The sequence below is a fragment of the Yunchengibacter salinarum genome, assembly GCF_037658235.1.
In the GTDB taxonomy this organism is placed as follows: Bacteria; Pseudomonadota; Alphaproteobacteria; order Sphingomonadales; family Kordiimonadaceae; genus Yunchengibacter; species Yunchengibacter salinarum.
Genome location: NZ_JBBJLN010000008.1, coordinates 197848 through 212916, shown reverse-complemented (window position 1 = coordinate 212916; position 15069 = coordinate 197848). Strand labels below are relative to the sequence as shown.

The window sequence follows — 15069 nt, the reverse complement described above, 5'->3', positions numbered from 1 at the left end:
TTCCTAATCTGAGGGTCACAGGTTCGAGTCCTGTCGGGGTCACCATTTTCCTGCCGCGTCGCTGTGACATGCATGGTGGCATGACTCAATCCGTTGCCCTTGTCATCGCCTGCTTATGCTCATGAGCCTGAGGCGCGCGCGGGTGTTCAGCCGCCCATATGCCATGCGGCCCCGCGGGCGGCGGCGTGAAGCCGCGCGCGCCGGGGGCCGTTTTTCGGCGGAAAACCGCGCCGGGGCCTGGCGCCGCCCTGGCGGCTCGCCCTCAGGCGGCGTGGTCGGCGTGCATCACCTTGCTCCAGGCGGCGATGAAGTCATCGACAAACTTTTGCTTGTTGTCGTCCTGGGCGTACAGCTCCGCATAGGCACGCAGGATCGCGTTCGAGCCGAAGACCAGATCGACGCGGCTGGCCGTCCACTTCACCGCGCCGGTCCCGCGATCCCGGATTTCGTATAGGCCGTCGCCCGCCGGATGCCAGCCATGGGCCATGTCGCACAGATTGATGAAGAAGTCGGTCGTCAACGCGCCTTCCCGATCCGTGAAAACACCGTGACGGGTGCCACTGTGGTTGGTGCCCAGCACCCGCATCCCGCCGACCAGTACGGTCATTTCAGGGGCGGTCAAGCCCATGAGTTGGGTGCGGTCCAGCATCAGCTCCTCGGCGCTGACGGCATAATCTTTCTTCAGCCAGTTGCGATAGCCGTCATGGATCGGTTCCAGCGGCGCGAAAGAGTCCGCATCCGTCATGTCATCGGTGGCATCGCCCCGGCCCGGCGTGAACGGCACGGTGACATCGAAACCCGCTGCTTTGGCGGCTTTTTCGATCCCCACATTGCCCGCCAGCACGATGGTATCGGCGATGCTCGCGCCGCCATTGGTGGCGATGGGGGCAAGCACCCCAAGCACCCGTGCCAGCCGATCCGGCTCGTTGCCTTCCCAGTCCTTTTGCGGGGCCAAGCGAATACGGGCGCCATTGGCGCCGCCGCGTCCGTCCGACTGGCGCCAGGTGCGCGCACTGTCCCAGGCGGTGGCGACCATATCCGCCACCGACAGGCCGCTGTCGGCGATTTTCGCCTTCATGGCATTCACGTCATAATCGGTTCTGCCTTCCGGCACCGGGTCCTGCCAGATCAGGGTTTCTTGTGGCACTTCCGGGCCCACATAGCGGTCTTTCGGGCCCATGTCCCGGTGGGTAAGCTTGAACCATGCACGGGCGAAGGCATCGTCGAACGCGGCGGGGTTGTTGTGGAACCGCTCGGCGATTTCCCGGTACACCGGGTCCATCTTCATCGCCATGTCCGCATCAGTCATGATGGGCTTCAGCCTGATGGACGGGTCTTCCACATCCACCGGCATATCCTCTTCGCGGATGTCCACCGGCTCCCACTGCCAGGCGCCGGCGGGGCTTTTCTTCAACTCCCACTCATAGCCGAGCAACAGGCGGAAATAGCCATTGTCCCATTTGGTCGGATGGGTGGTCCAGGCGCCTTCGATGCCGGATGTCACCGTGTTGCGGCCCACCCCGCGGGATGCGTGATTGTTCCAGCCAAGGCCCTGTTCGCTGATATCCGCCGCCTCCGGCGCGGGGCCCAGATCGGCGGCGTCGCCATTGCCGTGGCACTTGCCGACCGTGTGCCCGCCTGCCGTCAGGGCGACGGTTTCCTCGTCATTCATGGCCATGCGGGCAAAGGTCTCCCGCACCTGCAAGGCGGTTTTCAGCGGGTCCGGCTGGCCATTCACCCCTTCCGGGTTGACGTAAATCAGCCCCATCTGCACCGCCGCCAGCGGGTTTTCCATGGTCGCCGGGTCGTCAAGATCGCCGTAACGCTCATCGCTGGGGGCCAGCCATTCCTTTTCCGCGCCCCAATAGGTGTCTTTCTCCGGGTGCCAGATGTCTTCCCGGCCAAAGGCGAAACCGAAGGTCTTGAAGCCCATGGATTCATAGGCCACGTTCCCGGCCAGAATGATCAGGTCCGCCCAGCTTATCTTGTTGCCGTATTTCTTCTTGATCGGCCACAGCAGGCGGCGCGCCTTGTCCAGATTGGCATTGTCCGGCCAGGAATTGATCGGCGCGAACCGCTGATTGCCGGTGCCGCCGCCACCGCGACCATCCGCAATGCGGTAAGAGCCCGCCGCGTGCCACGCCATGCGGATCATCAGCCCGCCATAATGGCCCCAATCGGCGGGCCACCAGTCCTGACTGTCCGTCATCAGGGCGCGCAGGTCCGTTTTCAGGGCCGCCACATCGAGCTTTTCCAGTTCCGCATGGTAATCGAAATCCGGCCCCATCGGGTTGGTCTTGGCGTCATGCTGGTGCAGTATGTCCAGATTGAGCGCATTGGGCCACCAATCCATGTTGGATGTGCCCGCGCGTGTCTGGCCACCATGCATAACCGGGCATTTCCCGCTTTGGCTGTTTTTGGCTTCAGGCATTGTCCTGATCTCCCTCTTTCCATTCAGTCGTTTGCGCCGGGTTGGCGCCGAGGTCGCAGGATACCCAAACTGTGAACACCACCCTGTTCCCTTGATCATGGTATAACAACCGACCGTTGCCGACGGAAACAGATAGTTTCAATCAGCGTGATCGCAATATGCCCATTGATCCGGGGTGGGGGTGCGTGGCAGGGCGCTAGCCCCGGATGGCGGGGCACCGCAGTAGCCGGTTCATGTTCCGACCATGCGGGTCAGATCATCGTGAAGATGTGCCAGCGCGCGGGAAAACAGGGCGGGATCATCCTGTGCCCGGGCCATGACCAGCCCGCCCTGAATACGAAACATGGCGTCTTCCGCGGCCCTGTCGGCACTGGCACGGTCAAGCCCGCCACGTTGGAGGGCCTGTGACAGGGCCTTGATCCAGCGTGTGAAATAGGCGCGAATGGCTTTGGCGAACCTGTCCCGTGTTTCATTGAGGGCAAAAGCCCCCACAAGACATATCCTGCGGCCAGAGCGGAAATAGCCGCTTACCGATGCGATCATGTGATCCAGCGCGGCGCGGGCATCGTTTTCCTGTTCCAGGGGGATAAAGATATGCGTTTCAAACCACTGGTCGATATGTGCCAGAACGGCTTCCGCCATTTCCGCTTTGCCGCCGGGAAAGAAGTGATACAGGCTCCCCTTGCTCAGGCCGGTATGCCGGGTCAACAGGGACAGGCTGGCCCCCTCGAAACCGTGTTCGCGGAAAGCCTCCGCCAGGGCCGGTAGCGCGTCGGCTCTTTCGGCGACCAGGCGGGCCATCAGGCTTCGTCCAGGGGGTAGCGTGTGCCTGTCAGGCGATGAAACACGGTCGCCGTTGCCACCAGCATCACGGAACCGATGAGAACCGGAAACAGCAGATAGGTCAGGTCCGGCGAACTGGCGAAAACCACCAGGGGGTCCGCCCCGGCGGGTGGATGGGTCAGGCGCAGCGCGGCCATGACACCAACGGCGATGCCCACCGCAAGCGCCGCCGCCCACCAGACATCCGGCATCAGGGCGTGCAGGGCAAAGCCGATCAGCGTTGCCACAACGTGCCCGCCCACCACATTGGCGGGCTGGGACAGCGGGCTGGCTGGCACGGAAAACAGCAGAACACAACTGGCGCCAAAGGGGGCCATGAGCAGAGGAGTGCCCGTAAAGACGGTGGCCGCGCCGGTCAATCCGATGGCGAGAACCCCGCCAATGCCAGCCAGAATCCAGTGTTTGGGGCGCATTCCGGGCTGATGGCGAAGAAGGAAGGATCTCATTTCTATACCTTTCTGTTTAGACTAAACCGTTCGGTACAAAAACGCATTTCTTCGATCAAGTGACGGGCGGTCACGATTTTGTGTCCGGGCAGGGGAGGCAGGCACCCGGCCCTTTATGGGCGCAGTACGATCTTGCCGATGAAGTTTTTGGCGAGAAAGGCTTCCTGCGCCTTTTGGATGTCTGTCAGGGCATATTCGGCGGCGATGCGGGGGCGGATGTCACCCGCATTGGCATAGGCGATAATGTTTTCGAACACGATGTCTTCCTGTGAAACACAACCGAACAGGCTGAGATCCTTCAGATACAGGCTGCGCAGATCAAGCGACACCAGCGGCCCGCCAATGGCCCCCGCGGTGACGTATCGCCCCCCGCGGGCCAGCAGATCGGGAAGCTCCGAAAAGGTGTTGCCGCCCACAAGGTCCACCACCACGGTGAAGGCACCCTTATCCGCCTGATCCAGCAGGGGCTTTTCACGCAGAAGGCAGGCATTGGCGCCCAGATCACGAACGGCCTGCGTTTTCCGCGCCGAGGTCACGGCGGTTACATGCGCGCCGCGCAGCCGCGCCAGTTCCACCGCCGCCGAGCCGACGCCGCCGGACGCGCCCGTCACAAGCACCCGGTCCCCGGCCCCCACACCGGCGCGGACCAACATGCCCTCCGCCGTGCTGTAGGCGCAGGGAATGGCCCCCAGTTCCGCGGCGCCAAGGGGGCTGTCCACTGTGAACGTGTCCCCGTGGGGGGCTGCGGTGTATTGTGCGAACCCGCCGTCGCACTCCGATCCGAAGGTCCAGCACTCGAACGGGCGAAACCGCACGGGCGCGCGCATCAAGGTGCGCACCAGAACGGTCTCACCAAGGCGGTTCCGGGGCACATCCGCGCCCTGGGCGACGATTTCACCATAGCAGTCGGCCCCCTGAATCCGGGGAAATTCAAGGGGTTTGCCCGACCAGGTGGCATCCGCCGCCCGGCCCTCAGTCTCCCGGTCGTCTTCATGGCCATCGGTGGCCCCGGTAACGCTTTTGGAATACCAGCCGGTGCGGGTGTTGATGTCCGTATTGTTGACGCCCGCGGCATATACCCGGATCAGCACATCGTCCGGGCCCGGTCTGGGAACGGGTGCATCATCGACAACGCGCAATTTGTCCAGCCCGCCATGGCCGGTCAGCAGACCGGCGCTCATGGTCTGCGGACTATGCGTCATGGAAACTCCTCCCGTGAAACGTCTTCTGAACCCCCTGTGAGAACCCCTGTGGCATCCCCCGTGGCAAGCTATGTGGGATATTGTCGTGTCGGCTTGTGGCGGCATGTATAACGATCGTTATACATCGGGTCAATATGTTCTGACAGCATTGCCGCACCGGGACAATGCCCGCCGGACCATCGATATGTCCAGCTCGCCATATCAGCCATTGATGAGAGATTTCGGGCCTTGCCCCCCATGCAAGCAGACCCGAAAGATACGCCCCACCCGTGATGATACAGATTTCAAGCGGCAGGCCGACCCCGGAACCCTGCATGTCATGCACATTCCAGCCGATCCAGCGGCATACCCGGCAGGCGTTCATCTTCGTGAAGGGAGTGGCGCGCCGGGGAGGATTCGAACCCCCGGCCCCCAGATTCGTAGTCTGGTGCTCTATCCAGCTGAGCTACCGGCGCGCAAACAACGATGTGTTGGCGCGGAACCTAGCCAGCTAAGTCGGGTGATGCAAGACCCCGTGTGAAAAAATTTGCGGATGGGGCCGTGCGGTGCCGGGCGGGCGGCAGAGTGGGGGTGTGGCGCATCCGCGCAAAGCGTATGCGGTTCGGGGTTTGCCTCAGCTTACGGGCTTGCCTGACCTTTGGGGCTCGGCTAGCGTGCGGGCCGCAACAGACGGGCATGGTGCCCGCACCGCCGGGACCGACCGGATCAAACAGAACGGGGCCGCCCATGCCACGCTGGCCAATGCGTTTGCCACATGCCGCCGCATCCTTTCCGGTTCTGCTGGCCCTGATCGTCGGCGCCCTTGGCCTGAGCGCCTGTGCCAGCGGCCCCTGGCCCAGCCTGAATGCCCCCCTGCCGGACCCGGCAAGCCGCGCCCTGCCCGCGGACGAGACGCGGGTGCACCAGCGCGTGCAGCCCAGCGCGCCGGACCCATCATCGCGGACACGACCCGCCACCGACCCCCGGCAAGCGCTTGAAGGCATCCGCGCCACCCTGGCAACAGAGCGCCGTGCCTATCTGGATGCCCGGAATGCCTGGCAAGACAGCCGGGACGCGGAAAGCCGGAACGACCGCTTCTTTGCCGCGCATCTGGCGCTGACCCGCCTGTCCCGCACCCTGAGCAGGCTGGACGGCCTGCGCGACCCCGCCACTGGCAAGGCAACCGATTCGGTCCCCACGCCCGTGGCGGAAAAGGCGCAACAGCTTCACCGCACCACCAAGCGCTTTATCATGGCGGAGCGTGCGCGTCTCGGCAGCGCCTTTCCGGGCTGACCGGCCCCGGCCCTGTGCCAGGCGCTTGCCCCTTATTCGGCCCCGGAATCGTCCGCCACGGCCCGGCGCACCGCCATGACCAGCGCGTCGGCGGCCAGTGTGCCCGCAACGGCCAGCGTGGTGGCCAGGGGCTCAGCCGGGGCCATGGACCCCAGCGACAGGGCGAACACACTGTCCCCGTCATAGGGCGTGTGCAGGGGCCGTATGGCGCGGGCCAGCCCGTCATGGGCCATGGTGGCCAGGCGCTGGCACTGTGCCTTGGTCAGGTCCAGATCGGTGGCCACCGCCGCCAGCGTGGTATTGCCGCCCAATATGCCCAGCTTGGGCAACGGCACCTGACCCAGCGTGACCGGGTCGCCCCCCGCCTGATCCGTTACATCCCCGAAACTGTTGACCGCCACCAGCGCCGCCATCTTGAAACCGCCCGGCCCTTTGAGGCAGGCGGTGCCCAGCCCGCCACGCCGACGCCCGGCGGTGGCCCCGAAACCGGCCCCCACACGGCCATGGGGACAGTCCCGCCCCAGCGCGTCATAGGCGGCTTCACCCAGCCGGGCATAGGGGCTGGTAACACCCCATTCCTTGTCGCCGCCATTCTTCAGATCGAACAGGATGGCGGCGGGGACAACGGGCACGATTTTCGGTCCCACATCCAGCCCATAGCCATCGGCGGACAGCCGGGCCGCCACCGCATCCGCCGCCGCCAGCCCGAAAACGGAACCGCCCGCCAGCACCAGGCCGTGAAAGCGGTCCACCAGACAATCGGGCCTGAGCGCGTCGGTTTCCCGCGTGCCGGGGCCGCCGCCGCGCACATCCACCGCCATGGCGGCGGGGCTGTCGGGCCGGATCACGGTGACGCCTGTGCGCACATGGCCATCCACGGCGTGGCCCAGCATCAGGCCCTCCAGGTCGGTGAAGCGATCCGTCATGATGCGATCCTTGTTTTACACGGAAGGGCCGGGCAGGCAGATCAGGAAAACCGTCCCCTCCGGCCCGGTCTCCTCCAGCACCAGCGTGCCACCGTGGGCCAGAACGATTTCCCGCGCGATGGCGAGCCCCAGCCCGGTGCCGTCCCGCCCCTTGGAGGAGACGAAGGGCTTGAACAGATTTTCCCTGGCATGGTCCGGCAGGCCGGGGCCGCTGTCCATCACGCGGATATGAGTGGTGTTCTCCTCGTCCGTTACCGCCGTGATCACCAGCGTGGCGTTGTCCTGCCCGGCCTGGGCATCCCGCGCATTGCGGCACAGGTTCAGCAGCACGCGGTGGAGCTGTTCGGGATCGGCATAGACCTGCAAGTCATCCTCGATCGGGCAATGGAATGTTACCGAATCCTGCTCCCGCAGTTCCAGTGAACCGCCCACATCCAGCGCCAGCGGCTTCAGGGCGATCATCTGCCGATCCGGCTCCGGCTCGCTGGCCTTGCCGTGACGGATGGTGCGTTCGCACAGGCTGATGGCGCGGCCCACCGCCCTGATCAGCCGATCGGCGGTTCTGGCCGTGCGCGGGTCCTTGCTGTTGGCCAGCGTGTCCGACGCCAACCGGGCGCTGGACAGAATGTTGCGCAGATCGTGATTGATCTTGGCCAGCGCTTCCCCCAGCTCGGCCAGCCGGGTTTTCTGGTGCAGGCTTTTGCGCAATTCGGCCTGCATGGCCTTCAGCTCCCGTTCCACGACGCCGATCTCGTCCCGCCTGCGACCCAGCCGGCTGGCCTTCATCGGGGTTTCGGGCCGCTCCCGGAAGCGGACGATATCGGATTTCAGAATGCGCATGGGCCGCACCACCAGCCAGTGCAGCGCCAGATAGACCAGAATCCCCGTAAACAGCGAGACCACCACGCTCAGGATCAGGGCATTGTTGGAAAAGCTGGTCATGGACTCGTAGAGGCCCTGTTCGTCCAGCGTGATTTCCAGATAGCGGGTGCCGGGCACGGTGGGCGAGCCGATCACCCGAATCACCCGGTTTCCTTCATGCTCCATGGTGATGAAGGCATCCCGGATCAGTGCGCCGAGCGATGGCGCGCGCAGATCGTAAATGGCATCGGCCTCTTCCGGCATCACGTCAATGCCCAGCAGAAAGGACTTGTCTTCCCGTCGCATGATAATGGCGATCACGCCCGCCGTGTTGAGCAGTTCCTGTTCCAGCGACAGGCTGACGGAATTGTTCGGCGCTTCTTCCAGCGACAGGGCGGCAATCTGTGCCGCGCTCAACCGCTCTTCCAGATAGCTCTGTCGGAAATTGGCCACGGACGGCAGATAGACCAGCACCTGCACCACCATGGCGAACAGGATGGTCAGCACAAGCAGGCGCGATCGCAGGCTGGATGTGAATGGGCGGTACTTGTCTGGCATGATCTGTGTGCTGTCCAGAGCCCTTTCAAAGCGCGGCGGATGAAGGAATGCGCCGTGCCCGCCATGGCTGCCCGGCGCTCCCCGTGAAAACCGATTTCTAAAGGATTCTGGCTTCGATGCAATGGCCCCCTGTGGCTTTGCTGATGGGTTCACTGACGGAATGCACCCCGGCGCGCTGCCGGGGCGGTATTCATGGGGCATATGGGCGGGGCTTTTGACCGCGTGCGGGCTTGACTTCATCGGGGCCGGGGCTTATACAGCCCGGCGAACAAACAAAGGCCGCGGCGCGCCGGTTTTGGCCGGGCGCCTTTCAGTGTTGGAGAAAACCAGTGAAACGACCCTATCAGCCGAGCCAACTCGTTCGGAAGCGTCGCCACGGTTTCCGTGCCCGCAAGGCCACGGCCGCCGGGCGCAAGATTCTCAATGCACGGCGCAACCGCGGGCGCAAGCGTCTCAGCGCCTAAGGCCCGTGCCCCGGCGTGTCGTGCGCCGGATATCAGGCGCGCCTGAAGCCGGCCCGGTCTGCCGTGGCCGGCTTTTGCGTGTGTGCCGTCCGTCCCAAGGGTGCCCCCGTGACCACGAGCCCCAGCCAGACCGTTGACCCGGCCCAGCAGCCGGTGGCCGGATCGGCGCCCGCCATTCTCAAGCGGCGCCCCGATTTTCTGCGGGTGGCCGCCACCGGGCGCAAATGGGTCACGCCGGGGTTTGTCCTTCAGATGGACCCGGCGGGCCGGGGGGGCGAAGCGCCGCCGCGCGTGGGGTTTACGGCTTCCCGCAAGGTGGGAAACGCGGTGCGCCGCAACCGTGCCAAGCGGCGCCTGCGCGAAGTGGCCCGCCGCGCCATTGCGGCAAAAGGCGCGCCCGGCACCGATTATGTGGTGATCGCCCGTGGCAGCGCGGGAACGATTCCGTTTGAAAAACTGTTGTCCGATATGCTGTGGGCGCTTAAAAAGCTCCGGGCCGGAACGGACCTTGCCAGCCAACGCCAGGGCAGGGCCGATGACCGCCCGCGCGGGCAGCGCCCCGGTGAGCGGCCATCGTCTGACGGGGCCGGGCACACAGCCCGGCGCAGGGCCGGAAAACCGGGCGGAGATCGCGCATGACAGACGCACGCCGCGCACATTCGGGCCGTATTGGCTGGCGGATGCGGGATTGGCCGGCACGGGGGCTGATGGGTCTGGTGCGGCTTTATCAACTGGTTCTTTCGCCCTGGATCGGCAATCAGTGTCGTTTCCAGCCCACATGCAGCGCCTATGGCCTTGAGGCGCTGGCCCGTTTCGGGGCGATAAAGGGCAGCCTGCTGACGCTCAGGCGGTTGGGGCGGTGCCACCCCTGGGGCGGGTCCGGCTATGACCCGGTGCCCGGCACCGGCCCGAAGGACGATGCCGGGGCACCCCCCGACCCCGCAGACAGAACAAAAACCGGAACTGAAGGACAGTCCGTTCATGGGTGAGCAAAAAAATCTCTTTATCGCGCTGGGCCTGTCGCTTGTGGTCCTGGTATTGTTCGACCAACTGGTCTATCGGCCTGACCTGGAGCGCCAGCGCGCCGCCGAACAGGCCGCGACCGGCGACAACCGGAATAATGCGGGCGCGGACGGTCGCGCGGCCACGGGCAACGGTGAAGCGGACGGCCTGTCACCGGGCGGCAGCGCCCCGGATGCGGATAATGCCCCTGTGGCCGGCAAGAAGGCCACCACCCGCGCCGCCGGGCGGGTGCGGCTGGAAAACCCGCGGCTTGAAGGCGGCATCGCGCTGGATGGCGCACTGTTCGACAAGCTGCAACTCAGCCGGCACAAGGTCTCCATGGAAAAGGGGGCAGACAAGGTGCAGCTTTTGCGCCCGCTGGAACAGCCCGGCAGCTATTATGCCCGCTTTGGCTGGACCGCCGACGGCAAGGGCAGCGGCTTCGTGCCGGGCCGCGACAGCGTGTGGACCGCCGACCGGGACCGGCTGATCCCCGGCGAACCGGTGACGCTGAGCTGGTCCAACGGGCAGGGGCTGACCTTCCAGCAGATCATCAGGCTTGACGACCGCTTCATGTTCACCGTGGAACAGCGCGTGGTGAATGACAGCGGCGCCCCCGTGAAGCTGGCACCCTTTGGTCTGGTGCGCCGGGAAGGCGTGCCGGAAACATCCGGCCTGTATATTCTGCACGAAGGGGCCGTGGGCGCGCTTGACGGCGAACTGGTAGAGCGCACCTATGGCGACCTTGAGGATGACGGCACCTTTGAAGTGACCGACACCAAGGGCGGCTGGCTGGGCATCACGGACAAATACTGGATGACGGTTCTGATCCCTGATCAGGAACAACGCCTGGCCCGCGCGCAGATGCGGCGCATCACCGAAGGCGGCGTGTCCCACCGGGTGAACTTCGTTCAGCCCTGGCAGGTTGTGGATACGGGCGGCACGCTGTCCACCACGAGCCGTTTCTATGCCGGCGCCAAGATCGTCAATGCCATTGATGATTATGAAAGCCGCTATGACATCCCGCTGTTCGACCGTGCGATCGACTGGGGCTGGTTCTATTTCCTGACCCGGCCCATCTTCAAGGGCCTGCATTTCTTCGCGGAACTGACCGGCAATTACGGCGTGGCGATCCTCACGCTCACCCTGCTGATCAAGCTGGCGCTGTTTCCGCTGGCCAACAAGTCCTATGTGTCCATGGCGCGCATGAAGAAGGTGCAGCCCAAGATGAAGGCGCTTCAGGAACGCCACAAGGAGGACAAGCAGCGCCTGCAACAGGAAATGATGGCCCTTTACAAGAAGGAAAAGGTCAACCCCATGGCCGGGTGCCTGCCCATTCTGCTTCAGATTCCGGTCTTTTTCGCGCTCTACAAGGTGCTGTATGTGACCATCGAGCTGCGGCATCAGCCCTTTTTCGGCTGGATTCAGGATCTGTCCGCGCCGGACCCGCTGACTCCGGTCAATCTGTTCGGGCTGCTGCCCTTTGATCCGCCGGGCTTTCTGCATATCGGCGTGTGGCCGATCCTGATGGGTCTGTCCATGTATCTGATGCAGCGCCTGCAACCGGCCAGCGCCAGCATGGACCCGGCCCAGCAGAAGATCATGCGCTTCCTGCCGGTGATCTTCACCTTCGTACTGGCCCGCTTCAGCGCCGGGCTGGTGATCTACTGGACCACCAACAACCTGCTGTCCGTGGCCCAGCAATGGATCATCATGCGGCGGGAAGAAGCCCGCATGGAGAATAAGTGACCATGCACAGCGATGCGGAGGCGGCCGATCTGGGCCGCCGCCTGATGCGGGGCCGTGTCACCTTCCTGAAAGGCGCGGTGAGCCAGGACACGCTGCCGCCGCCGGATCGCCCGGAGCTGGCTTTTGCCGGGCGCTCCAATGTGGGCAAAAGCTCGCTGGTGAACGCGCTGACCGGGCGCAAGACACTGGCGCGCACATCGGGCACGCCGGGCCGCACGCAGGAGCTGAACTATTTCTGCGCCGGAGAGGATCACGGCCTGCCCTTTTATCTGGTGGATCTGCCGGGCTATGGCTATGCCCAGGTCAGCCGTTCCCGCGTGCGGGGCTGGCAACGGGTGATGCGGGATTATCTGGTGGGCCGGGCCAGCCTGCGCCGGGTCTTCGTGCTGGTGGATGCCCGCCATGGTCTGAAGGACAAGGACCGGGAGGTGATGTCGGCGCTGGACAAGAGCGCTGTCAATTATCAGATCGTGCTGACCAAGGCGGACAAGCTGAAAAAGGCGGAGCGGGACCGCATATCCGATACGGTGCGCGAACAGGCCAAAGGCTTCATCGCCCTGCACCCGCTGATCCTTGTCACATCGGCGGAAAAGGGATGGGGGCTGGATGAACTGGCCGGCGAAATGGCCACCCTTGTGTCCCGCTGAGCACCGTCCCTGACCGGTTTTCCTTTATTTCGCCATAGTGGACGCGCTAGGGTCTCGGCCAATGAATCGGCCCGATGAAACCATCCGTGGCCGTCGATGATGGACACCCTTGAAGGAGCCCTTCCATGGCACAGACACTTTCCTCGCTCACGCGCGCGCTCGGCCTGACTCTGGGCCTTGGGGCCGCGCTGACCCTGGCCGCCTGCGGCGGTGACGACGCCGACAAGGCGGAAAAGGGTGAGGCCGGGAAAACCGCCGATCAGGCCGCGGGCGGCGGCGCACCGGCCCGGCAGGAACCCACGGCGGAAGAAAAGGCCTATGCCGAAAAGAACCGCACCTTCCTTGAGGAAAATGCGGAAAAGGATGGCTTCACCACCACCGAAAGCGGCCTGCAATACAAGGTCAAGACCGAAGGCACCGGCGACACACCGGACAAGACCGACTTCGTGGTGGTGCATTATGAAGGCCGCCTGATTGATGGCACGGTGTTCGACAGCTCCTACAAGCGGGGCGAACCGGCCACTTTTCCGGCGGGCCGCCTGATCGAAGGCTGGGTGGAGGCGCTTTCCATGATGAAGGAAGGCGCCGAATGGACCCTGGTGATTCCGCCGGAACTGGCCTATGGCGACATGGATCGCGGGCCCATCCCGGCCAATTCCACGCTGGTCTTCGATATGGAATTGCAGGACATCAAGACCCGCGCCCAGATTGAAGAGGAACTGAAGGCCCCCCAGCGGTCCTATCTTGAGGACAATGCCGAAAAGGACGGCGTGACCGTTACCGACAGCGGCTTGCAATACAGGGTGCTGGAGAAGGGCGACGGCGCCAGCCCGGATGCCAATGACGAGGTGACCGTGCATTATGAAGGTCGACTGGTGGACGGCACCGTGTTCGACAGCAGCTACAGCCGTGGCGAGCCTGCCACCTTCCCGGTGGACCGGGTGATTCCCGGCTGGACCGAAGCGCTTCAGAAAATGCAGGTGGGCGACAAGTGGGAACTGGCCATTCCCCATGACCTGGCCTATGGCGAACGGGGAATGGGGCGCCAGATTCCGCCCTATGCCACGCTGATTTTCGATGTGGAACTGAAGGACGTGGCCCCGGTTTCCGATGAAGCACAAAACACGGATGGCGGCGATGACGGTGCTGCTGACGGTGCTGCTGACGGTGCCGCTGATGGTGGAACCGGCGATGGCGGGGCGGGTGCCAGCCGCTGATTCGCAAGGGTGCCGATCGGCTCGCCACCCTGTGGGCTCATCAGCCCGTCAGCAGGCAACTGATCCCGTAGCAGCGGCCCAAACCATGGATGAAGACCAGCCCCAATATCAGATCCAGCGCCAGAAGCGCCAGCAGGACCGGCCCGGCCACCGGCCCCAGAATGAAGCCGATGGCCGCAAGGGTGGGGCGCGGCGGGCGAAACCGCCGCCCCATCACGGTTTCCGCCTTTTGAAACAGGCGGCGCCGGGCGGGGTGCCCACGGCCCCCGCCACCGGTTTTGGCGCCCGCGCTGATACTGGTGCCGGGCTCTTGCCTGTCTTTGGTCCTGTTCATGGGCCACAGCATAGCCGCGACCCCGGCGCCACCACAAGCCCGGCCACGGCGCCATGACCCGCTGGTCCAATGCGGACCTGCGGCTTTCCCGCAGCCCGGCAAGCGCCGCCACGGCGCCCCCCTGCCCGGAAAGCGTGCCCCTGCCCCTGCAACAGCACCCCGCCTATGGGCAAGCGGTGACCGGCCCCCGCACCGGGGCGGAAATGCGCTGGATCACCGGGCCGGATGGCCCCTTGGCGCGTATGCTGGTGCTGCACCGGGCGCTGCCCCGCCCGCTGCGGCTTGCCACGGTATTTCGCGGCCCGGTCTGGCTGACGCCCCCGGACTGGCTCACTCCCCTGACGGCGGCGGAGCGCGGCCAGGTGATCGACCGGCTGACCCCGGATCGCGCCCGCTGGCGCTGGCGCTTTTTTCTGCTGATGGCGGGGGAAGCGGACCCCGCCCCCTATGCGCGGGCGGGGTTCTGGCGGGTGATGACGGGCGCCAGCACCGCCTGGCTCGATCTGTCGCCGCCGCTGGATACATTGCGGGCCGGGCTGGCGGGTAACTGGCGGAATCAGTTGCGTCGGGCCGAGTCGGCGAACCTGTCCATCGATCCGGGCGGGCGGCGGCCCGCCTCATACGCCTGGCTGCTGGACAAGGAAGCGGCGCGCCAGCAATCCGGGCTTTATCGTGCCCTGCCGCCCGCCTTCGTGGCGCGCTATGCGGCGGCTTTCCCCGACCCCCGGCAGGCGGTGCTCAGCGTCACCGCGCGCCAGAGCCGCGATACGGTGGCGGGCGCGCTGTTCCTGCTGCACGGCACCAGCGCCACCTATCATATTGGCTGGAGCGGGCCCACGGGGCGCGCCTGCCACGCCCAGAACCGGGTTCTCTGGGCCGCCATCACCGCATTGAAGGCGCGTGGCGTGCGCTGGCTGGACATGGGGGGGCTGGATACGGTCAGCGGTGCGGGCATTGCCCGGTTCAAGCTGGGCACCGGCGCCCGGCCCGTCACCCTGGCGGGCACCTTCGCCTGACCCTGCCGCCATGGCCGCCCGCCCATGCACAGCCATGGACAGCGGGGCCGGTGCCTTCTAAAAGGCGTGAAAGACGCCGTGCGCCGTGATCCGGCCATGGC

The 15069-nt window shown here is 65.1% G+C and carries 15 protein-coding genes and 1 tRNA gene; 8 read left to right on the top strand and 8 right to left on the bottom strand.

All coding sequences use genetic code 11. The annotated features are described in order from the left end of the window. Positions 1 to 262: 262 nt before the first annotated feature. From katG to WGH93_RS10525, 5 genes are all read right to left on the bottom strand, one after another. The gene (gene katG / locus WGH93_RS10545) at positions 263 to 2431 is read right to left on the bottom strand and encodes a catalase/peroxidase HPI (protein ID WP_374764846.1); all 2169 of its coding nucleotides are present in this window, start codon (positions 2429 to 2431) and stop codon (positions 263 to 265) included. Positions 2432 to 2662: 231 nt separating this feature from the next. Then, a complete protein-coding gene (locus WGH93_RS10540) occupies positions 2663 to 3232 on the bottom strand; it encodes a TetR/AcrR family transcriptional regulator (RefSeq protein ID WP_374764845.1) in 570 nt (189 codons plus the stop codon). Continuing rightward, positions 3232 to 3720: an HPP family protein gene (locus WGH93_RS10535; protein WP_374764844.1), complete on the bottom strand. Its 489-nt coding sequence runs from the start codon at positions 3718 to 3720 to the stop codon at positions 3232 to 3234. The genes WGH93_RS10540 and WGH93_RS10535 overlap by 1 nt, the downstream gene beginning before the upstream one ends. Before the next feature lie 113 nt (positions 3721 to 3833). Continuing rightward, a complete protein-coding gene (locus tag WGH93_RS10530; RefSeq protein WP_374764843.1) occupies positions 3834 to 4922 on the bottom strand; it encodes an alcohol dehydrogenase family protein in 1089 nt (362 codons plus the stop codon). A gap of 378 nt (positions 4923 to 5300) precedes the next feature. After that, positions 5301 to 5377 (bottom strand) — tRNA-Arg (locus WGH93_RS10525). 271 nt (positions 5378 to 5648) lie between these two features. Between WGH93_RS10525 and WGH93_RS10520 the strand changes: the two genes are divergently transcribed. Then, complete coding sequence (locus WGH93_RS10520) at positions 5649 to 6194, top strand: hypothetical protein (RefSeq protein WP_374764842.1); 546 nt, start codon at positions 5649 to 5651, stop codon at positions 6192 to 6194. 32 nt (positions 6195 to 6226) lie between these two features. Here WGH93_RS10520 and WGH93_RS10515 read toward each other — a convergent pair whose 3' ends face one another. Both WGH93_RS10515 and WGH93_RS10510 read right to left on the bottom strand, forming a co-directional pair. Then, entirely contained in the window at positions 6227 to 7120 is an 894-nt protein-coding gene (locus WGH93_RS10515) for a P1 family peptidase (RefSeq protein WP_374764841.1), read from the bottom strand. 15 nt (positions 7121 to 7135) lie between these two features. Then, positions 7136 to 8539 (bottom strand): sensor histidine kinase, encoded by a 1404-nt coding sequence (locus tag WGH93_RS10510; RefSeq protein ID WP_374764840.1) that lies wholly within the window; start codon positions 8537 to 8539, stop codon positions 7136 to 7138. Positions 8540 to 8868: 329 nt separating this feature from the next. Here WGH93_RS10510 and rpmH point away from each other — a divergent pair, with 329 nt between their 5' ends. The 6 genes from rpmH (at position 8869) to bamJ (ending at position 13618) form a co-directional block, all read left to right on the top strand. Further along, on the top strand, positions 8869 to 9003 hold the full coding sequence (gene rpmH, locus WGH93_RS10505) for a 50S ribosomal protein L34 (protein ID WP_374764839.1): 135 nt from the start codon (positions 8869 to 8871) through the stop codon (positions 9001 to 9003). Between the two features lie 108 nt (positions 9004 to 9111). Further along, positions 9112 to 9642 carry a ribonuclease P protein component gene (gene rnpA / locus WGH93_RS10500; RefSeq protein WP_374764838.1) on the top strand — a complete coding sequence of 177 codons (531 nt, stop codon included), beginning with the start codon at positions 9112 to 9114 and terminating at the stop codon, positions 9640 to 9642. Positions 9643 to 9710: 68 nt separating this feature from the next. Beyond that, complete coding sequence (gene yidD / locus WGH93_RS10495) at positions 9711 to 9992, top strand: membrane protein insertion efficiency factor YidD (RefSeq protein ID WP_374764850.1); 282 nt, start codon at positions 9711 to 9713, stop codon at positions 9990 to 9992. Next, on the top strand, positions 9985 to 11754 hold the full coding sequence (gene yidC, locus WGH93_RS10490; RefSeq protein WP_374764837.1) for a membrane protein insertase YidC: 1770 nt from the start codon (positions 9985 to 9987) through the stop codon (positions 11752 to 11754). The genes yidD and yidC overlap by 8 nt, the downstream gene beginning before the upstream one ends. 2 nt (positions 11755 to 11756) lie before the next feature. Continuing rightward, a complete protein-coding gene (gene yihA / locus WGH93_RS10485) occupies positions 11757 to 12401 on the top strand; it encodes a ribosome biogenesis GTP-binding protein YihA/YsxC (protein ID WP_374764849.1) in 645 nt (214 codons plus the stop codon). A 125-nt stretch (positions 12402 to 12526) separates the two neighbouring features. Continuing rightward, positions 12527 to 13618, top strand: coding sequence for a BamJ family beta-barrel-assembly machinery protein (gene bamJ / locus WGH93_RS10480; protein ID WP_374764836.1), 1092 nt, complete (start codon positions 12527 to 12529; stop codon positions 13616 to 13618). 40 nt (positions 13619 to 13658) lie between these two features. Here the strand turns inward: bamJ and WGH93_RS10475 are convergent, their stop codons facing one another. Continuing rightward, on the bottom strand, positions 13659 to 13952 hold the full coding sequence (locus WGH93_RS10475; RefSeq protein ID WP_374764835.1) for a hypothetical protein: 294 nt from the start codon (positions 13950 to 13952) through the stop codon (positions 13659 to 13661). Between the two features lie 53 nt (positions 13953 to 14005). Between WGH93_RS10475 and WGH93_RS10470 the strand changes: the two genes are divergently transcribed. After that, positions 14006 to 14968: a GNAT family N-acetyltransferase gene (locus tag WGH93_RS10470; protein WP_374764834.1), complete on the top strand. Its 963-nt coding sequence runs from the start codon at positions 14006 to 14008 to the stop codon at positions 14966 to 14968. Positions 14969 to 15069 lie beyond the last annotated feature (101 nt).